Genomic DNA, 19,695 nt, shown 5'->3' on the forward strand with positions numbered 1-19,695 from the left:
GATCAGGAAGCCAGGTGGATGGGCACACCGCGACTGCTGTTGGTGCACGCGCACCCCGACGACGAATCCCTGTGGACCGGCGGGCTCATCGCGCGTCATACCGACGCCGGCGGCGAGGTCGACCTCGTGATGTGTACGTGGGCCGACGGCACCGTCCGGCACCGCGAACTGTCCGAGGCCGTGGGCATCCTCGGTATGCCGCGGCCGCCCATCATGCTCGGCTACGCCGACGACCGGCGCCCGGAATCGGCCCCCGACGCTCCTCGACTGTGCGCGGCCTCGTTCGACGACCAGGTGCGTGCCCTGACCCACCACATCCGCGCGCTGCAACCCGACATCGTCGTCACCTACGACCCGCTGGGCATATACGGCCATCCCGATCATGTGCACGCCCACCGGCTGGCGTGCGCCGCCGCCGACGCCGCCGCGTCGACGAAGCTCTATCACCGCGCCGGACCCGCGTGGCGCGTGCGATCGCTGTATTTCGCCACCATCCCCGAGTGGATGATGGACGAGCTCGGCGAGAGCCTCTTCGCCGACATCCCGCGTGAACAGCTGCCGGGGACCCCGGAATCAGAGATCGACCTGGTCGTGGACGTGTCCGATCTGACGGAGCGCAAAGAGGCGGCCGTCCGCGCGCACCGGTCGGAGATCCACCGCAGCCGCGCGATCTCCGGTTTCATGGCACTGCCCGACGAGGTCCAGAAGAAACTCCTCGGCGTCGAGTGTTATCAACGTCGCGACCTCGTCCCCGGTGGCTGCGACCTGATCTAGCGGGAGCGCCGCGGGCCCTCGCCACCGCAGCGGCGGTCGGCCTACCCGGGATCGGGGTGGGAGGTCCGCTGATCATCGAACGGGGTCACCGCCGATCGCAGCCCGCTGGCGCGTTGCACCCGACGGTTCACCGCCGCAGCGAGTACCTCGGGCGTGCCGACGATCCGAACTCTGGTGCGGGCACGTGTGATCGCGGTGTAGAGCAGCTCGCGCGTGAGCAGTTCAGATCCTGTGGGCGGTAGGACCACGGTGATCTGATCGAACTGGCTGCCCTGACTGCGGTGGATGGTCATGGCATGAACCGACACCACGTCGGCGAGCTGTGTCGGGTGCAGTAGACGCACGGCGCCTGCACGCCGGAAGGCCACCCGCACGGCATCTCGACCGACGCCGCGCTCGCGTCCGGACCGACTCTCGGGGTCGGCGATCACGACTCCGGTATCACCGTTGAACGTCGACGTCTGACGGTCGTTCGCTGTCACGAGAATCGGTTGTCCCGCATACCATCCCGCGTGCTCGGCAGCCGTCGTTCCCAACCAGTCGGTGATCCGTGCAGACCATCCGCGTACGCCCCACGAGCCCTCACGGTGCGCGCACAGCACCCGGTGTGCGTCGAGTGCGTCCAGCGCGGCGTCGGCGTCCCCCTTCCGAGCCGCGGCACGCAGCGCCCTCCCCCAGCCCACCAGGTCGTCGCGCACGTCGTCGAGGGCGTCCGGCGAGATCAGTTCGACATCGGTGACGTCGGTCGAGGCGACCAGACGTAGGACCTCCTCGGCGTCCCCGGCGTTCACCGCGGCGGCCACCCGCGAGATCCCGCCGCCGAATCGGAATTGCCTGCGCAGCGTGATGACACCGTCGGTGAGACGTGCGGCGTCGTCGGTTCCCAGTCCGTCCGGCGCTAGTCCGGCAGCCTCGACGGCGTGCCGGAACACCGACATCTGCTCCCCCGAATCCGGCCGCACATCCGCACCATCCGTGCGTTCGACGAGATCGGCGAGAACAGCACCAGCCTCGACCGACGCCAGCTGATGCGGGTCGCCGACGAAGATCACCCGCGCGTCCGGACGGACCGCGTCGAGCAGTCGGCTCATCGCGGTCATCGACAACATCGATGTCTCGTCGACGACGATGACGTCGTGGGGAAGCGTGCGACCCCGGCCGTACCGCGGATTGGCTCCCGGGCGCCAGCCGAGCAGTGAATGCAGGGTGACCGCATGCGCGGTGACCGGCAGATCGGAACCCGACTGGACCGACTCGGCTTCCACCGATGCCTGCAACTGCGCGGCGGCCCGGCCCGTCGGTGCGCACAACCCGATGCGCAGACCGGGTCCTTGCAGAATGTGCAGAACGGCGAGAATCCGTGCGACGGTGTAGGTCTTGCCCGTCCCCGGTCCACCGGCGAGAACAGTCGTCCACCGCGTCGCGGCCATCGCGGCGGCGAGCTTCTGGAGGTCGCCGTCATGGGCGGATGAGTAGACGGCGGAGATCGCCGCCCGCAGCGCCGCGGTGTCGGCCGGTGGTGCTGACCGTGCCCGGCGATCCAGGATCTCCCGGATCATCTGCTCCTGCCGGAAGTACTTCTGGAGGTAGACGAGTGGACCGTCGACCGAATGGCGAACCACCAGCGGGCGTAGCGGACCGGCATCACTTCCGGCGACGAGTGGACTCTCGAGGAGTTCGCCGAGCAGGGTGCCGGTCGCCGGGATCGTCAGATGCGAGGTGTCGTCACCGGCGAGCTCGTCGAGCCGGTCCAACGCGAGACAGGTGGAGCCGAGGCGGACGGCGCGGACCGCCAGGGCGGCGCCCAGCCGCGCGGTGTCCGACACCGGTTCGGCACACATCCCCACGAGACGTTCGGTGATGTGGACGTCGGCGGCTGCGAGCACGCCCGCCTCGTTCCATTCCGCCAGGACGCCGCTCGCGCCCTGCACCCGCTGGTCGTCGGAGATACTCATCGGGCTCCTGTCGCGAGGGCATCGGACAGCGCGGTGACCAGTGATGCGGGCAGTGCCCACTCGAACACGCCGCATCCTGCCGGTGTGGCCGGGCCGGCCATCCCCCGCACGAAGTGGTACTGGACCGGACCGAGGTGACGAACCGGGTCGTAACCGGGCACTCGCCAGCGCAGATAGCGGTGCAGCGCAACCGAATACAGCATCGCCTGCAACGGATAGTGGGCCGAGATCATCTCACCCGCCATCGCCGCGGCGTCGAAGTCCTCGACGACCAGGTCGCCCGGACGGATGCGGTTGGTCTTGTAGTCCACGATCACGTAGCGCCCCTCGGGAGTGCGCAACACCGAGTCGATGCTCCCGGTGAGAAAACCACGCAGCCGCCGGTCCGGAAGCTCTCGCAGGTGCCCGGAATACTCCCGTAGCGGATCCTCGGGAGTCAGGTGTTCGTCCATGAGGTCGGCGAGCAGACCCGGTGTCGCACCGGCCGCCGGATCCTTGTCGTGGGGCTCCGCCGGACCCAGCGGCAGCTCGAAGTCGAGTTCGGCGAGCCGGTCGTCCGGGTCGACACCCCACAGGTCGCCGAACCCCAGCGGGGTGGTGAGGACCCCGACGAGCGCGTTGACCAGGGTGTCGGGATCGACGTCGGCGGCGAGGGAACCGATCGCGTCCGAACACAGCTCGCGCACATGGGTTTCGATGTCCGGGGCCGAGGTGTCGACGTATTCGAGGACCTCGTGGACCAGGGTGCCGAACGCAGCTCCGTAAGGAAGTCCGTTCATCAGTGACGGCGTCCCCGCGCGGATGCCGCCATCGCCGGTCACGTCCTCGACCACCTCGGGGATCCCGACCGGTTCGTCGGACAGGATGTCCTCGGCCGGCTCGCTGCCGGTGGTCACGACGGACTCAGCGGGGGTCCCGGGAGCCCCGTGCGCCACGTCCGCGACGATCGCCGAATACGACGTGCGTCGCCACTCCTGGTCGATGCTGCGCCGGAAGTCCGCGACGCCGAGGGCCGCGGGGTCCGGGCCCGGGTGGGGGCGCGCCGCCGGGCCCGCGAGCTCGATGCGGCCTGCAGGTTCGACGGAGATCTGCCGATCGCGATCGGTCAGTGTGCGCAGGACGGTGACACAGGCGGCATCGTCTTCGGGGATCGGCACATCCGAGCCGACCGACCACACGACCTCGCCGTCCGCGCGTGGTGTCTCGACGGCGCTGTCACGTCCGAAGATCAAGCGGTGCAGGGGCCCGCTCGCGGTGTTCATCGACGGCGCCCACCACGCGACGACCTGTGATCGTGCCCGGGTGAGGGCGACGTAGAGCAGTCGCAGATCCTCCCCTGCGGTCTCCTCGGCGTAGCGCTTGCGACGGGCCGCGCGCCCGGGCGCCTGTCCCCCGCCCACATCGAGCCGACGCGTTCCCGAGTCGTCGTGGTAGGTGATGTTGCCGCGGTCGCCGATCCACGTGCCGTCCCAGCCGTAGGGCACGTACACGATCGGGAACTGCAGGCCCTTGCTCGCATGCACGGTCATGATCTGCACGGCCTGGGTGTCGCGATCGAGCCGGCGGCTCTGGTCCTCGTAACGCTGCCGGGCGGAGGTGTCGGCGATCCGCTCGCTCAGCCACTCGACCAACGCGCTCACACCGTCTGAGGTCTCGACGACGTGCTTGTTGCACAGCGCGGAGACCTGGAGGAGGTCGGTGAGGACGCGTTCGCCGTTCTCGGTGGCCAGCACCCGGGCCGCGACGTCGTGGGTGTCGAGGAGCCGTTGCGCCATCGCCGCGAACCCGCCCTGTACGAAGACCCGTCCCAGCGCGGACAGTTCGGCACCGAGACCCGCGATGTCGGGTTCGGTTGCGGTCGCCACCCGCTCCGTCGACCACCCGAGCAACGTCGTGAGCGCGGCGAGGCGGACCCGGTCGGCACGCGACGGCTGCTCGACGGCCCGCAGCACCCACAGCCAGTGGTGGGCGGCCGTCGTCGAGAACACGTTGACCCCGGACCCGATCACCGAGTTGACACCCCGCTCGGCGAGTTCCCGCTGTAGCGGTTCGATCGTGCTGTTGAGCCGCACCAGGATCGCGATGTCACCGGGATCGACCGGGCGCGACACCCCGTCCACGTCGATGCGCGTGCCCTGCGCGAGGGTGTGCGCGATGTCGTCGGCGACATCGGTGGCGATCCGTGCCCGGACCTCCTTCACCGACGGCAGGTTGTAGGAGTTCAGGGACGCGAAGTCGCCGCGAAGGAATGCCCGGATGCGCAGCGGGGACCCGTTCTCGAGCCTGCTGCCCGCGGCGGACGCGGTCACCGGGTGCACGACGATGTCCGGATGCCCCAGTGCCGCTTGCCCGTACAGGTGCCCCAGCGCGTCCACGAGCGCACCGTCGGATCTCCGGTTGACGTCGAGCGCCTGCAGGGTGTCGGCGGATGACACGGCGGCGAGGTAGCTGAGTACCTCCGCGCCGCGGAAGCCGTAGATGGACTGCTTCGGGTCGCCGACGAGGATCAACCGGCGGTGACCGTGGAAGCAGCGACGCAGGATCTCCCATTGCAGCGGATCGGTGTCCTGGAACTCGTCGACGAGCACCACCGAGAACGTACTGCGGATGCGGGCGCAGGCCCGCTCACCCACAACCGGGTCCGTCACGATCCGGTGGAGGATCGCCTGGAGATCGTCGTAGGTGCGCACCCGCGAATCACGTTTGCGCGTCTCGACGATCCGTCGCACGGCGGTGGCGAAGCTCACCCGGCGGGCGGCCACGGCGTCGGGGTTCGTACCATCGGCGAGGTCGTCCTGGTCCGGTGCGAGTTCCACCGAGGCCTGCCGGACCGCGTCACGAGCGATCTCCCGCGCCTCGGCGAATCCGAAATCGGGTGTGTCAGTGGACCAGAACCCGCGGAGGTAGAGGTCGAGCGCCACTTCTTCGGTGAGGTCGTCGACCTCCTCGACGATCGAGTACACGAGTTCGCGCTCACCCAGGAACCCCAGGGCCTCCAACATCCGGTTGCAGAAGGTGTGCGTGGTGGCGATGGTCGAGGCGTCGAAGTCGCTCAGGGCCCGCGCGAGATTGCGGCGGCGGGTGACGACCTCGTCGGCGGAGCCGCTCGCCAGCATCCGCAGCAGCGGATCGTCGGGCTCTCCCGCACCCGCCGCAGAGCGGTCGGCAGCGTCGAGTGGGTGGGGGGACTCGAGGGCGTCGAGAAGCTCACGGACGCGTTCGCGCATACGCTCGCGCAACTCCGCGGTCGCCGCCCGGCTGAAGGTGACGAGCAGCATCTCCGAGATCGGTACGCCCTCGGCGATGTGCCGCGCCGCGAGTCCGACGATCGCGTACGTCTTCCCGGTGCCCGCACTCGCTTCCAAGACGGTGGTGTGTTCGGGGAGGTCGGCGGTGATGTCGAAGGTGCCGGGGCGCGTCATGTGCCCTCCCGGTGGGCGTTGAGGGGTGTCCACACGGCGCGCGCCAGACCGGCGAAGAGCGGGTCGTCCTCTCCCATCGGCAATTCGACGCCGCCCAACGGGTTCTCCGCGAGGCCGCGTCGGGCCAACAGGTCGTCGAATTCGACATCGGCGAGCACGTCGCCGCCGAAGGCGAGCCGGACGTACCGATCGTGGCGGGCACCGAACTTGTCGTCGAAGACCTTGCGCGCGTTCATCAGCGCGAATCTGCTTCGTCGGCCCGGGCCGTCGTTCTCCATGAAGGCGCATGCTGGCTCGAGCGGCAGGGGCAGCGGTCGGCGCAACCCCTCGTCCCGGAGTCGCACCAGATCGTCGAGCAGGGACACCGGGTCGTCGGGACGCCGAAGGGTGATGGTGTGGGTTCCACCGCCGCGTGCGGCGCGTCCGACGAGCACCGCGGTCTGTACGCGACCCGCCGCCTCGTTTCCCTGTGCCGCCGCCGCAGCGACCGACAAGAGCGTGATCCATCCGCTCAGTTGCTGTTTGGCCTTCAGCCGCGAATAGGTGGCCCGCACGACCGTCGCCGGGCCGTCCGGATCGCCGAACACCTCGCCCACCGTCCCATGGAGCCGCCGGCCGTCGGGCAACGCGATGAGGACGTCCAGGGTTGCCGGCGCACCGGAACGCAACGGTTCGACGACGCCGTGCAGACGTGTGACCGCACGCGAGATCGCCCGGAGTTCACGCGTACCGAAGGCGAACGGCGGCAAGGTGCCGCGCCGCAGCTCGGCTGCTTCGCAATCCGCGATGGGCACCCCGGTCAGCATGCGTGACAGGAATCGATCCCCGATCCCCCACTTGTCCAGCGGATCGAGTTCGACGTCGAGCTGGTCATCGTGGCCAGTGTCGTCGTCGGGGATGCGTGCGCCGAGCCGCTGACGCACGAAGGCGGTGATCGGGTCGACGTGGAAGTCCACGAGGGCCGTCAGATCGATGTCCTCGGTGTCGGACGTGCGTTCGGGCGCGGGCAGGGTCTCGCGTGCGGCGACGACGACTCTCCCCGACGGTTCACGCATGCTCTTCGCTCCTTCGAGCAACGCCGCATCGTGACTGAACGGGCCGTCGACACCCTCGACACCGCCGGGCACGAAGTTGCGCGTGTCGAACCCGTGGAGGGTGTGCCGACGAACGGGACTCGTGCCGGCAAGTCGCGTGAGGGCGTCGACGAGTTCGCTCACCACCACCGCAGGGGGCACCCGGCGGCCCGACACGGGGTCGGCGCCGCTGTAGAAGACGAGCAGTGCGTCCCGGGCGGCACAGATGGCGTCGAGGAAACACTGTCGGTCCTCGTCACGCGGATTGCGTTCTCCTACCAGCGGATCGACCCCGAGCACGTCGTCGCCGTCGATGCGTTGCACCCGGGGGAAGACGTCGGCGTCGATGCCGAGCAAGACGATCACCCGGTGCGGCACCGACCGCATGGGCACCATGGTGCAGACCGTGAGCTCGCCGGTGCGGAAGTTCGATCGCGTCGGACGGCCGGCGACGAGGGCGGACAACAGATCTCGCACGTCGGCCAGACGCAGGATCTCGTCGGCTCCGTCCGATGCGCTGTCGCCGAACGCCTCGCTCAACATCCGGATGGCCTGTGCGCGCTGCCAGTCCTCCGTGGGCTCGGTGTCGGTGAGCGAGGTCACGGCGTCGACGAGCGTCTGCGCCCAGCGCCGGGCGGGCGCTGGGGTGCCCAACGCGGTCAGCACGTGTCCGAGCCGGTCGAGGAACTCGTCGAAGCGGCCGACGAGATCGATCCCGGTGCTCTCCACGCCCGCCAACGGCAGCGCGGTGCCGAGCCACTCGTCGTCGGCCTCCTCGGCAACGACCCCCAGGGCGATGCGGTCCAGGCCGGCGTCGAACGTACCCTGGCGGAACCGCTCCAGCCCGTACCTCGCGCGTTGCCCGGCATCGAGACCCCAACGGACATGGCTGTGCGACAACCATTCCCGAACCAGGTCGAGATCGTCGTCGGTCATCGCGAAGCGTGCCCGGACCGGCGGGCTGCCGAGCAGGTCGACGACGTCGCCCGCGGTGACCCGCCCGGCGGCCAGTTCGACGACGCCCACGATGACATCGACGATCGGATTGACGTGTCGTATCCCGCGGTCGGCGAGCCTGACCCTCAGGTCGAAGGCCGGGTGAGGAAGTCCGGCCTGACCGAACGCCCCGCGGATCAGCGGCGCGAAGGTCTCGACGTCGGGACACATGATCAGGACATCGCGCGGCTGCAGGGTCGGGTCCGCCGCGAACAGATGCAGCAGCCGGTCCCGCAGCACCTCGATCTGCCGTTCCGGACCGTGGCAGGCGTGCACCTCGACCGAGTCGTCGGCGCTCACACGGGGCGAGGTGGCCTCGCCTGCCGTGTCATCACGGATGGCGGACTGGAGCGCGCCGAGCAGAGTCGCGGCCCGCGTGTCGTCACGCGGTGGATGGTGCAGATCCCGCTCGACGATGGGTCCGAGGCGGAGCTGCAGCTCTTGTAGATCCCGGGAAAGACCCGCCAGCAACGGATTTCGAAGCTCAGGCAGGGACCGTTCGCGGCGACGCGGCGGAACGGCCACCCGTTCTTCGTGTTCGCCGATCCCCCCGAGGTCTTCCCACCGACCGATCGTGTCCCACAGCTGCGGACTCGGATGCGGTACGAACAGGTGGACGTCGTGGTGGGCGCCCGCCGCGCTCATGATCCGACGGAACGACTCGGTGATGCGGGTGGGGCCGAACACCGACAGTCGCTCCGGGAGTCCCCCCGCCGACGCGTCCGTGCGCAGCCGGTCACACACCTCGGCCAGGGTCTCCGCCGGATGCGGCACGCCGATCTCGTCGCGGACCGCACGCCAGAATCCCGGCTGCCACGCGAGGTCGTCGCGTAACGGCCCTCCCGCCCCGTCGAGATCGGTCCCCGCCGCCCAGTCCGCGATCATCGACGGCCGTGACCGCCCGTAGTGCTCGAACAACTCCGCGATGTGACGTGCGGTCGCATATCGGCGTCCGATCCGGGGCGATTCGGCGTCTCCGCCGCCGATGTGACGGGCGATGACGTCGAGTTCGGGATCGTCGATCCGGTCATCGAGAACACGCAGGACCGGCCATGTGAGTTCGGCGGCACGCCACGGTTCCGACGCGGACGAGCGGGTCGCGGTCTGCAGACGGGTGCCGTCGGTCACCGCGGCGGCCACGGCGTCGGCCAGCCGCCCCGGGCCCGTGAAGTCGATGTTGGCGGCGACGCCGTCGGATCCCGTTGTCCCCGATCCGAGTCGACGCGCGAGATGCTGTGCGAGCCAACGTTCCACACCGGCGACCGGCACCGACACGATCTCGGCCCGCATCGGGTCTCGCAGGGGACTCGAGAGCACCTCGGCCAGCGCATCGGCAAGAGTGTCGGTGCGTTCGGCCCTGTGCAGGATCAACACGGCGGGAGTATCAACACGGCGGGATCGACATGGCGGGGCGGTCGGCTCGGCGTCGTCAGCCGGCGACGTGCGCGCGGGGGGCGTGGAACCGCGCGGGTTCGCCGAGGCGGGCGGTCAGCAACGCCCGCGCGTCGTCGGGTATCGGGGACGGACGACCGGTGTCCGGGTCGACCACCACCATCGTCGTCTCGGCGGTCGCGCACAGTGTGCCCGACTGGTCGAGCAATCGCAGCACCATGACGAACGAGGAGCGCCCGACTCGTCCGATGCACGTCCGGATGTGGACGGGATCGACCGAGTAGTACACGGGTGCGGAGAACTCGATGTCCTGGCGGGCGACGAGGAAGGAGAAGTTGCGCGGACGGCCTGGCATCCACTCCAGGAACGAGCGGACCCGACTCTCCTCGAACAGGCGCGAGATCTGCACGTTGTTGATGTGGTTGTTGATGTCCATGTCGCCCCAGCGCAACGCCACCGGCACGTCCAGGGAGTAACCGGGCGCGTCGCCGGCTCCGCCCGGGGAGGCCGCGCCGTCAGAAACTGCGGCAGCGGAGGTCGAGGCAGAGGAAGCGGGGTCGAGGTCCACGGGCGCGATCTTAGTGCGAGACACGCGTGCTCTGAACTGCGGCACTCGTCGGCGTTCAGGTCGTAGACTCTCGCCGGGGCAGGAATCCGAGGTGGACAGTGGTGTGCGGCCGTGCGGCGGCCGCGGTGAGGGGTTCGGGTGAACATCGACACGGCGAGGGCCCGACTCCGCCCGGTGTCGTCCGTCGACGTCGACGAGCTCGTCCACCTGGACAGTGATCCCGAGGTCATGCGTTTCGTCAGCGGTGGCGCTGCCACCCCGCGTGCCGTCATCGAGGACTGGGTGGTCCCCCGCGCGGAGACCGAACGACGGATGTACGGCACGGGCACCTGGGTGCTGTGCGATCCCGCGACGACGGCGTTTCTCGGGTGGATCTCGCTGCGGACGCCACGACACAGCACTCGCGCCGAACTCGAGCTGAGTTACCGGTTGCGCCGCACGGTCTGGGGTCGTGGACTCGCGACCGAGGCCGCCTTCGCACTGATCGCCTTCGCGTTCGACCATCTGAGCACCGACCGGGTCTTCGCGAGCACCGTCGCCCGCAACGCCTCGTCGAGACGCGTCATGGAAAAGCTCGGCATGACCCTCTCCGCGATCCACCTCTGCGACGACGAGGCCGACTCCGCCGAGCTGCTCACTATCCACCCCGACCGGGACCGGTCCGAGGTGGAGTACGAGATCCTGCGCGCGGACTGGCAGGAGCGATCCCTGCGCTGGTCGTCGGCGGGCGATCTGTCCGCGTGAACGCAACACCCCTCTGGACGCGCCTGTCCGATCATCATTGACTACCGTTGACGGTGTGCACGGTCTTGCTCCGACCCCGTCGCCACGCGGTTCCACCGGTTGGCGCTCGGCACCCCCGGTCGGGTTGTCCGCAAGATCGTCGTCCAACGAGCGAGAAGGAGATGTCTGGAGATGAGCAGCCCCGCCGCCCAGGCCCCCGCTGTAGCGGCCACCACCCGCAGGAAAGTGGTCATCATCGGTTCCGGCTTCGGCGGATTGTTCGCCGCCCAGCGACTGGCGAAGGCAGACGTCGACGTGACGCTGATCGCCAAGACCACCCATCACCTCTTCCAGCCGATGCTCTACCAGGTCGCGACCGGCATCGTCGCCGAAGGTGAGATCGCCCCGGCCACCCGCGTGGTGCTGCGCAAGCAGAAGAACACCGCCGTGCTCATGGGTGACGTGACCGAGATCGATCTCACCGCGAAGACGGTGACCTCGCAGCTCCTCGAACGCGTCACCGTCACGCCGTACGACGACCTGATCGTCGCGGCCGGCGCCGACCAGTCCTATTTCGGCAACGACCACTTCGCCGAGTACGCGCCGGGCATGAAGACGATCGACCACGCGCTCGAACTCCGCGGACGCATTCTCGGTGCGTTCGAACAGGCCGAACTGTCGCACGATCCGGCCGAGCGCGCCAAGCTGCTCACCTTCGTGGTCGTCGGTGCCGGGCCGACCGGCGTGGAACTGGCCGGCCAGATCGCCGAGATGAGCGACAAGACCCTCAAGGGCGCGTTCCGCAACATCGATCCCACCGAGGCGCGGGTCATCCTCCTCGACGCCGCGCCCGCTGTGCTGCCTCCCTTCGGTCCCAAACTCGGGGCCAAGGCGGCCGCCCGGCTCGAGCGCATGGGCGTGGAGATCCAGCTGAACGCGATGGTCGTCGACGTCGACTACGACGGACTCGTCGTCAAGGAGAAGGACGGCACCACCCGGCGCATCGAGTCGCAATGCAAGGTGTGGTCGGCCGGCGTCCAGGCCAGCCCGCTCGGCCAGCAGCTCGCCGAACAGTCGGGTGTCGAACTCGACCGTGCCGGACGGGTGAAGGTCCTGCCCGACCTCACGATCCCCGGTCACCCCGAGGTTTTCGTGGTCGGCGACATGATGGCCGTCGACGGTGTCCCCGGTGTCGCTCAGGGCGCCATCCAGGGCGGCCGCTACGCGGCTGATGCCATCAAGGCCGAGCTGAAGGGTCAGACCCCTGACCAGCGCAAGCCGTTCAGCTACTACGACAAGGGTTCGATGGCGACCATCTCGCGGTACTCCGCGGTGATGCAGGTGCCGATCCCGGGTATCAAGAAGACGTTCGAGACGGAGGGCTACTTCGCGTGGCTGGGCTGGCTCGCGCTGCACCTCGTCTACCTCGTGGGTTTCCGCAACCGGTTGAACACCCTCATCAACTGGTTCTTCGCGTTCACCACCCGCGGTCGCTCGCAGCTCGCCGTCACCGAGCAGCAGGTCTACGCACGGACCGCGATCGGGCAGCTCTCCGCGCTCGAGAAGGCCGGCACACCGTCTGATTCGGAACCGGCCAAGACCGATGCCGGGACGGTGGACTCGGGGTCGACCGCCGCCGAGACCACCGGTTCGGTGCCGACCGAGGGCAAGGACGCCGACGGCAAGGAATCCGAGGCCGAGGCCAGCTGACACCGTCGCCGTGCGACAGGCCCTGCGGGGCCTATCGCACGGCGGCGAGCGCGTCGAGTTCGAGAACGTCGGCCAGACGGCGGGTCGCCGCGACCGACGCGCCCAGGGCGTTCGTCAGACTCGCGTCGCCGGCAAGCCGCAGGCGGGCAGCGAATTCGGTGGGGTGCACCACATCGGGACGAAGATCCGGGTAGCGGAAGACACTGCTCATGGCGCGGTGACCGATCGATGCCGCCGGTGTCCCGGCCCCCAGGGCGACCCGGTGGGCCAGCGTGATGTCGCCACCCACCTCCACCCGCAGTCCCCCGGTCCAGGTGCCGGTCCGGTCGCGGTCGACCATCTCGGCCGGCATCGTCGTCGACCGTCCTATCTGGACGTGTTCGTGGAGATCGAGCGTGGCTTCGGTCCCCATCCGCACCACGATGTCGGAGTCGTGCACCGCGCCGCCGGCCACCACGGTGGGTTGCGCGTCCAACCGCAGATGGCCGGCGTCGGCGACCTCGATGTCCCACCTCATCACCGAATCGGCACGACCGCGGGCGGGCAACGCGATGGTGGCGGCCACACTGCCGACGCTGAGGTGCGCACCGGTCTCGACCCGGATGCGCACGACGATCTCGTCGCCGCCGAGCGGGGTGGCCGCGGTGCCGATCAACTGCACATGACCGGGTGCGATGACCCGGACCCCGAGGCCGCCCGACGCCCGGTGGCGGACGCCGCGGTCAGCGGTCGCGACGATGTCGACCTCGGTGCGCATCGTCATCCCGCCGGAACGGGCGCCGCCAACTGGGCGCGGACCCAGGCCAGCACGTCGGTCGCCGCCGGATCGTCGGTGAGGGAGATCATGGCGGTCGGACGGCCCTCGCGGACCTTCGCGGCGTCACGCCGCATGACGCCGAGGTCGGCGTTGACGCGTTCGGCGAGATCGATCTTGTTGATGACCAGCAGATCGGAGAACGTGACGCCCGGACCACCCTTGCGGGGCACCTTGTCGCCCCCGGCGACGTCGATGACGAAGATCTGTACGTCGATCAGACCGGTCGAGAAGGTGGCCGTCAGGTTGTCGCCACCCGACTCCACGAGGATCAGGTCCAGGGGCGGGTTCGCCTCGACGAGATCGTCGATGGCATCGAGATTCGCGGTGATGTCGTCGCGGATGGCGGTGTGCGGGCATCCGCCGGTCTGCACGGCGGTGATCCGCTCGTCCGGGAGAACGGCATTGCGGCGCAGGAAGTCCGCGTCCTCGGTCGTGTAGATGTCGTTGGTCAGCACGGCGACCGACAACTCGTCGCGCAGTTGCCGGCACAGCGCGGCCACCAGGGCTGTCTTGCCGGACCCCACCGGCCCGCCGACCCCGATGCGCAGTGCCTCCCCCGGCTCCCTGCGGCGGCGCGGCCGGTCGTGATCGTGGGTGTGGGGCTGCCCGTCGATGAGATGCGGGGGCATGGTGGTCTCCTCTGGGTCGGGACGCGTGGACAGCGTCGGAATCAGGACATGAAGAGCGGCATCGGTTGCCGCTCATGACGTTCGGCGAAGATGTCGAGCACCGGATCGGACAGGTCCGCCAGCCCCACCGCGGCCTGGGCGGCGACGCGTTCACACTCCGCGCCGAGGTCAGCGATCATGATCGAGACGTCGGCGGGATCGAGGGCGAGCAACCGCTGTCCGGCGGTCGCCGAGCCGCTCATGGCGGTGTAGACGAGGACCAGCGCGGTGTGGAAACCCGAGAGGGACGACGCCGCGCCGATCGAACCGCTGATGACCGGTAGATGGGTCGTGGGCCGGTGTGCGGACCAGTCGGCGTCGGGCCACATACGCCGCGCCAGGCGCAACATTCCCCGACCCTGTGCCAGCGACGCTTTGCGCGCCGCGGCAGACGGTGTGCGGGCGTCGGTCTCACGTTGCGCCGTGGTCACGTCGAGCGCGCCGTCGGCGACGGCTGCGGCCACCGACGCAGCCACCAGTGCACCGGTGGTGACCCGCCGGTACAGGAAGGCGGCGAGATCGCTTGCGCTGCGGACGAATCCGTCCGCGATGGCCTGTTCGACGCCACCGGAGTGGACGTGACCGCCGACCGGCAGGCGCGAGTCGGCCAGGGTGAGCATCATCGCCAACGGGGCGTGGAGCGCCGCGGACGTGTCCGGGTCGTTCATCAGAACAGGAAATACCGTTGTGCCATGGGCAGTTCCGCCACCGGTTCGGACTCCCACACCTCGCCGTCGACCTTCACCGTGAAGGTGTCGGGGTCGACCTCGATGGTGGGGCACGCGTCGTTGTTCACCATGTCCGCCTTGCCCACCGAGCGGGTGTTCTTCACCGGCACCAGCCGGCGATCGACGCCGATCCGGCCGGCCAGGTCGGCGTCGGCGCCGGGGGCCACGAAGCTGACCGAGGTCGCGGCCGCCAGTTTGGGTGCGGCACCGAACATCGGCCGCGGGAAGACCGGTTGCGGCGTCGGGATCGACGCATTCGCATCCCCCATCGCGGCCCAGGCGATGGCGCCGCCCTTGATCACCAGGTCCGGCCGGACACCGAAGAAGGCAGGGTCCCAGAGCACGAGGTCGGCGAGCTTGCCGATCTCGACCGATCCGATCTCGTCGTCGAAACCGTGCGCCCGTGCCGGGCAGATCGTGTACTTGGCGACATAACGGCGTGCGCGATGGTTGTCGGCACGGCCATCACCGGGCAGCGAACCCCTTTTGCGCTTCATCACGTGTGCGGTCTGCCAGGTTCGCAACACGACCTCGCCGATCCGGCCCATCGCCTGCGAGTCCGAGCCGATCATCGAGATGGCACCCAGATCGTGCAGGAGGTCCTCCGCGGCGATCGTCGACGGCCGGATCCGGCTCTCCGCGAAGGCCAGGTCCTCCGGGACCGTCGGATTGAGATGGTGGCACACCATCAGCATGTCGAGATGTTCGTCGAGGGTGTTGACCGTGTGCGGACGGGTCGGATTGGTCGACGACGGCAGGACATTCGGATAGGCCGCCACGGTGATGATGTCGGGTGCGTGGCCACCGCCGGCACCCTCGGTGTGATAGGCGTGGATACCCCGGCCCGCGATGGCGCCGAGCGTGGTCTCCACGAACCCCGCCTCGTTCAGGGTGTCGGAGTGCAGTGCGACCTGGACGCCCGTCTCGTCCGCGACGCGCAGGCAGGCGTCGATCGCCGCGGGTGTGCTGCCCCAGTCCTCGTGCAACTTGAAACCCGAGGCCCCGGCGCGGATCTGCTCGTGCATCGACTCGGCGCTGACGGTGTTCCCCTTGCCGAGCAGCGCGATGTTCATCGGCCAGTGGTCGGTCGCGGCGAGGATCGACGCGAGGTGCCAGGCGCCCGGCGTCACCGTGGTGGCCTTGCTGCCCTCGGCAGGACCCGTGCCGCCACCGACCACCGTCGTGACGCCATTGCCCAGCGCCTCGTCCATGATCTGTGGACAGATGAAGTGGACGTGACAGTCGACGGCGCCGGCCGTGATGATCTTGCCGTTGCCGGCGACGATCTCCGTCGACGGCCCGATCACCAGATCGGGGTGCACCCCGTCCATCGTGTCGGGGTTGCCCGCCTTCCCCATCGCGACGATTCGACCGTCCCGAATACCCAGGTCTGCCTTGATGATTCCCCAATGGTCGAGGATCACGACCCCGGTGATGACGGTGTCGGGAGCACCATCGGCACGGGTCGCCCGGCTCTGCCCCATCGACTCCCGGATGACCTTGCCGCCGCCGAAGACCGCTTCCTCGCCCGCGCGGCTCGGACCGCCCGACAGGTCGTCGGTGACCTCGATGAGCAGATCGGTGTCGGCGAGTCGGATCAGATCTCCGGTCGTCGGACCGAACAGTTGGGCGTAGCGGTCGCGTCCCAGGATGGCCATGTCACTCGCTCTCTTCGGTGCCGGGCGCCGGAACCGCAGCACGCTGGACCGGACCACACCGTCCGGGCGGGTCCAGCGAGATTCCGTACACCTCACGGCTTCCGCCGAGGGGCACCAGCGCGACGGTCATCTCGATCCCCGGCTCGAACCGCACGGCCGTGCCCGCCGGGATGTCGAGCCGGCGGCCGTGTGCGAGCGCCCGGTCGAACTCCAGGGCCGGATTCGATTGTGGGAAGTGGACGTGGCTGCCCACCTGGACGGGACGGTCGCCGGAGTTGACGACGGTCACCTCGACGACCGGTGCACCGGCGTTGAGCTCGATCGTGCCCTCGGCGGCGATGATCTCACCCGGGACGAGTGTCGATCCGGAACCGGACGAGCGGGTGGCCGACATGTCGGTCCTCTCTACGCGAGGCGGTCACGGCGGGCGGCGTAGTCGCTACCCCGCCGCGGCGGCGCCGGTGGTCTAGGCGATCGGGTCGTGGACGGTCACCAGTTTGGTGCCGTCGGGGAACGTCGCCTCGACCTGGACGTCGTGCAACATCTCCGGGACGCCGTCCATCACGTCCGCGCGGCGGAGGACCTCACGTCCCGACGACATGAGCTCGGCCACCGACCTGCCGTCGCGGGCCCCCTCGAGCACGTGATCGGTGATCACGGCGATCGCCTCGGGATGGTTCAACAGCACACCGCGGGCCTGCCGCCGCCGGGCGAGTTCGGCCGCGTACGAGATCAGCAGCCGTTCCTGTTCATGCGGCGACAATCGCACCGAGACACTCCTCGAGAATGTGGTCGGACGGGCGGTCGATTCCCGGTGCCCGGCCGGTCAGTGGATGTCATCCTGCCATGCCACCTTCGCGACGGCGCGGCGAGCGGTTCGCGGTGCCCGCGACCCTCACCCGTCGAGACCGCTGTCGCCCCTGGCGACTTCGCCGCGGCGTCGTGCGATCACTTCATCTCGATGTTCTGCAGGCGCACCTGTGTCTTGGCGAGCAGGGTGCCGTCCTGGTCGACCATGTCGACGGCCCAGAGCTGCTGACGACGGCCGCGATGGACAGGCGTCGACGTCGCGGTCACGGTTCCCGACCCGACGGACCGGATGAAGTCGGTGTTGTTGTTCACCCCGACCGCCGTACCGCCTATGCCGGTGTCCTGCAGCCAGAGGTACGCGCTCATGCTCGCGACGCTCTCGCCGATCGCACAGTAGACGCCGCCGTGCACGATGCCGAACGGCTGATGATGACTCGGCGTGATCTCCATCGTGGCGATCATCTTGTCGGGTCCCGCCTCGACGACCTGGAGGCCCAGGACGCCGTCGAGTCCCTTGCCGAATGAACCCTGGAGGATCTCGTCCGCACTGTTCGCTGCCATGCCGTCCACAGTGGCATGTGCCCCCACCGGCGGCGACAGCGGTCCGGGGAACACCGGTGTCGCGGCGCGCGTTGTCCGTCGTACATACCGAAAGGCCCCGCACCTCGAGGAGATGCGGGGCCTTCCGTGCCGTGGACCGGGGGTCTCTGCAGCCCTCAGGACTCTCGCGCGGTCCGACGTGACACTTAATGTAGGCTAGCCTTACCAACGTGTCAAGCGCCGCGGGAATGTCCACGTCAGAGGCGTGTTGGACCTCGGACGCGGTGCATGGCACGCATGTGAGCAACAACCGGGTATCCAGCGGACCCACTATCGGAGGCAGAGCAGTAAAATGAGAAAGATGAATGGCCTGGGCGACCTCGAACGCGCTGTGATGGACTCGTTGTGGGAGAGCTCTGCCCCGCAGACGGTGCGGCAGGTACATGCCGAGCTGTCGCGAGATCGTTCCCTCGCCTACACCACCGTCATGACCGTGTTGCAGCGGCTGGCGAAGAAGAATCTCGTGACGCAGATTCGCGACGATCGAGCTCACAAGTACGTGCCGACCCACCCCCGCGAAGACCTCGTGGCGAGTCTGATGGTCGACGCACTGAGCGAGGCCGAAGCACCCGGTTCGCGTCACGCGGCGCTCGTGTCGTTCGTCGGTCGAGTCGGCGCCGACGAAGCAGCGGCACTGCGCCACGCCCTCGATGAGCTCGAAGCCGCCCGCGGAACGGGCGACACCGGCTAGATTCGCGGAACCCCCCAGCAGCCCACTTTTAGGAAATCACCAGATGACCGCCTTGCTCTTCGGCATCGTCAGCCTGGTGCTCGCCGGCCCTGTACCCGAGGCATTGTCCCGGGCTCGGTGGCCCATCCGGGCACCACGTGCGGCGATGACGCTGTGGCAGGCCATCGCGCTGGCCGCCGTCCTCTCGGCCTTCAGCTGTGGCCTGGCGATCGCGGCGAATCTTCTCGTGATCGGCCCGGACGGCACTCCGATGACGCATCCGCTACGCGAGATCGAGCGCCTCGGGCTCCCGCTCTGGCTGCTGTGTGTCGGTGTCTTCGTCCTCACCTTGCTCGTCGGCGCCCGGTTGTTCTTCACCGTGATCCGCGTCGGGCTCCGCACCCGCGCCCGCCGCAAGGCCCACCGCCAGCTCATCGACATCCTCGATCGCTGTGACCGGACCGACGACGTCAGCGATCCGCTCTATGCTCGCGACGTCCGCATGATCGATGTCGAGCAACCCCTCGCCTACTGCCTGCCGGGTCTTCGACAGCGCGTCGTCGTCAGCGAAGGCGTGGTCCACCGCCTCACCCGCGACGAGCTCGTGGCGGTGATCGCGCACGAACGCGCCCACCTGCGCGCGCGGCACGACCTCGTCCTCGAGGCTTTCATCGCCCTGCACGAGGCCTTCCCCCGGTTCGTGCGCAGCAGTTCCGCGCTCGGTGCCGCCGAACTCCTCGTCGAGGCACTCGCTGATGACCAGGCAGTTCGCGCGACCACCCCGACCACACTCGGCCGCGCGCTCGTGGCCTGTGCCGATGCCGTCGCGCCGCGTGGCGCCATGGCCGTCGGAGGTCCCACCACCCTCACCCGCGTCCACCGACTGCGTGACGACCGACCCTCTCGGTTCGTCGCGGCGAGCGCCTACATCGCGGCTGCCGCGATCCTCGTGCTCCCCACGCTCGCGGTGGCCATTCCGTGGCTCACCGAACTGAACCGCCTCATGACGGCCTTCTGACGCGGTCGGGATTCCCGTTCCGCTGTCTGTGGTCCCCACCGCCCCTGTGCCGTCACACCGATCGCGCGCCTGGGTCACACCGGAGGCAGATCACCGGATGGGACACAGAGGCA

General features: G+C 69.0%; 16 protein-coding genes. 5 read left to right on the top strand and 11 right to left on the bottom strand.

Translation table 11 applies throughout. The features are described from left to right. The first annotated feature begins 18 nt into the window (after positions 1 to 18). Complete coding sequence (locus ACSUZC_RS12875; RefSeq protein ID WP_439028942.1) at positions 19 to 774, top strand: PIG-L family deacetylase; 756 nt, start codon at positions 19 to 21, stop codon at positions 772 to 774. A gap of 41 nt (positions 775 to 815) precedes the next feature. Here the strand turns inward: ACSUZC_RS12875 and recD are convergent, their stop codons facing one another. From recD to ACSUZC_RS12895, 4 genes are read right to left on the bottom strand one after another with little or no spacing between them, the layout of a single operon-like run. Then, on the bottom strand, positions 816 to 2,729 hold the full coding sequence (recD, locus tag ACSUZC_RS12880; RefSeq protein ID WP_439028943.1) for an exodeoxyribonuclease V subunit alpha: 1,914 nt from the start codon (positions 2,727 to 2,729) through the stop codon (positions 816 to 818). Further along, on the bottom strand, positions 2,726 to 6,151 hold the full coding sequence (locus ACSUZC_RS12885) for a UvrD-helicase domain-containing protein (protein ID WP_439028944.1): 3,426 nt from the start codon (positions 6,149 to 6,151) through the stop codon (positions 2,726 to 2,728). The genes recD and ACSUZC_RS12885 overlap by 4 nt, the downstream gene beginning before the upstream one ends. Then, entirely contained in the window at positions 6,148 to 9,594 is a 3,447-nt protein-coding gene (recC, locus tag ACSUZC_RS12890) for an exodeoxyribonuclease V subunit gamma (RefSeq protein WP_439028945.1), read from the bottom strand. The genes ACSUZC_RS12885 and recC overlap by 4 nt, the downstream gene beginning before the upstream one ends. Positions 9,595 to 9,649: 55 nt before the next feature. Beyond that, positions 9,650 to 10,048 carry an acyl-CoA thioesterase gene (locus tag ACSUZC_RS12895; protein WP_439033111.1) on the bottom strand — a complete coding sequence of 133 codons (399 nt, stop codon included), beginning with the start codon at positions 10,046 to 10,048 and terminating at the stop codon, positions 9,650 to 9,652. Positions 10,049 to 10,318: 270 nt separating this feature from the next. Between ACSUZC_RS12895 and ACSUZC_RS12900 the strand changes: the two genes are divergently transcribed. Then, the gene (locus tag ACSUZC_RS12900) at positions 10,319 to 10,924 is read left to right on the top strand and encodes a GNAT family N-acetyltransferase (RefSeq protein ID WP_439028946.1); all 606 of its coding nucleotides are present in this window, start codon (positions 10,319 to 10,321) and stop codon (positions 10,922 to 10,924) included. Positions 10,925 to 11,095: 171 nt separating this feature from the next. Beyond that, the gene (locus ACSUZC_RS12905; RefSeq protein ID WP_439028947.1) at positions 11,096 to 12,613 is read left to right on the top strand and encodes an NAD(P)/FAD-dependent oxidoreductase; all 1,518 of its coding nucleotides are present in this window, start codon (positions 11,096 to 11,098) and stop codon (positions 12,611 to 12,613) included. Between the two features lie 31 nt (positions 12,614 to 12,644). Here ACSUZC_RS12905 and ACSUZC_RS12910 read toward each other — a convergent pair whose 3' ends face one another. From ACSUZC_RS12910 to ACSUZC_RS12940, 7 genes are all read right to left on the bottom strand, one after another. Beyond that, on the bottom strand, positions 12,645 to 13,370 hold the full coding sequence (locus ACSUZC_RS12910; RefSeq protein WP_439028948.1) for an urease accessory protein UreD: 726 nt from the start codon (positions 13,368 to 13,370) through the stop codon (positions 12,645 to 12,647). A 2-nt stretch (positions 13,371 to 13,372) separates the two neighbouring features. Continuing rightward, the gene (gene ureG, locus ACSUZC_RS12915) at positions 13,373 to 14,059 is read right to left on the bottom strand and encodes an urease accessory protein UreG (protein ID WP_439028949.1); all 687 of its coding nucleotides are present in this window, start codon (positions 14,057 to 14,059) and stop codon (positions 13,373 to 13,375) included. A gap of 41 nt (positions 14,060 to 14,100) precedes the next feature. Continuing rightward, the gene (locus ACSUZC_RS12920; RefSeq protein ID WP_439028950.1) at positions 14,101 to 14,766 is read right to left on the bottom strand and encodes an urease accessory protein UreF; all 666 of its coding nucleotides are present in this window, start codon (positions 14,764 to 14,766) and stop codon (positions 14,101 to 14,103) included. Then, on the bottom strand, positions 14,766 to 16,484 hold the full coding sequence (locus ACSUZC_RS12925) for an urease subunit alpha (protein WP_439028951.1): 1,719 nt from the start codon (positions 16,482 to 16,484) through the stop codon (positions 14,766 to 14,768). The genes ACSUZC_RS12920 and ACSUZC_RS12925 overlap by 1 nt, the downstream gene beginning before the upstream one ends. A gap of 1 nt (position 16,485) precedes the next feature. After that, a complete protein-coding gene (locus ACSUZC_RS12930) occupies positions 16,486 to 16,878 on the bottom strand; it encodes an urease subunit beta (protein WP_439028952.1) in 393 nt (130 codons plus the stop codon). Positions 16,879 to 16,950: 72 nt separating this feature from the next. Next, positions 16,951 to 17,253, bottom strand: coding sequence for an urease subunit gamma (locus tag ACSUZC_RS12935; protein WP_439028953.1), 303 nt, complete (start codon positions 17,251 to 17,253; stop codon positions 16,951 to 16,953). A 179-nt stretch (positions 17,254 to 17,432) separates the two neighbouring features. Then, the gene (locus ACSUZC_RS12940) at positions 17,433 to 17,855 is read right to left on the bottom strand and encodes a PaaI family thioesterase (RefSeq protein ID WP_439028954.1); all 423 of its coding nucleotides are present in this window, start codon (positions 17,853 to 17,855) and stop codon (positions 17,433 to 17,435) included. 331 nt (positions 17,856 to 18,186) lie between these two features. Here ACSUZC_RS12940 and ACSUZC_RS12945 point away from each other — a divergent pair, with 331 nt between their 5' ends. Next, complete coding sequence (locus tag ACSUZC_RS12945) at positions 18,187 to 18,585, top strand: BlaI/MecI/CopY family transcriptional regulator (RefSeq protein WP_439028955.1); 399 nt, start codon at positions 18,187 to 18,189, stop codon at positions 18,583 to 18,585. A 43-nt stretch (positions 18,586 to 18,628) separates the two neighbouring features. Next, positions 18,629 to 19,582 (top strand): M48 family metalloprotease, encoded by a 954-nt coding sequence (locus ACSUZC_RS12950; protein ID WP_439028956.1) that lies wholly within the window; start codon positions 18,629 to 18,631, stop codon positions 19,580 to 19,582. The last annotated feature ends 113 nt before the right edge of the window (positions 19,583 to 19,695 follow it).

It is taken from the genome of Gordonia terrae (genome assembly GCF_051789125.1).
Lineage (GTDB): Bacteria > Actinomycetota > Actinomycetes > Mycobacteriales > Mycobacteriaceae > Gordonia > Gordonia terrae_A.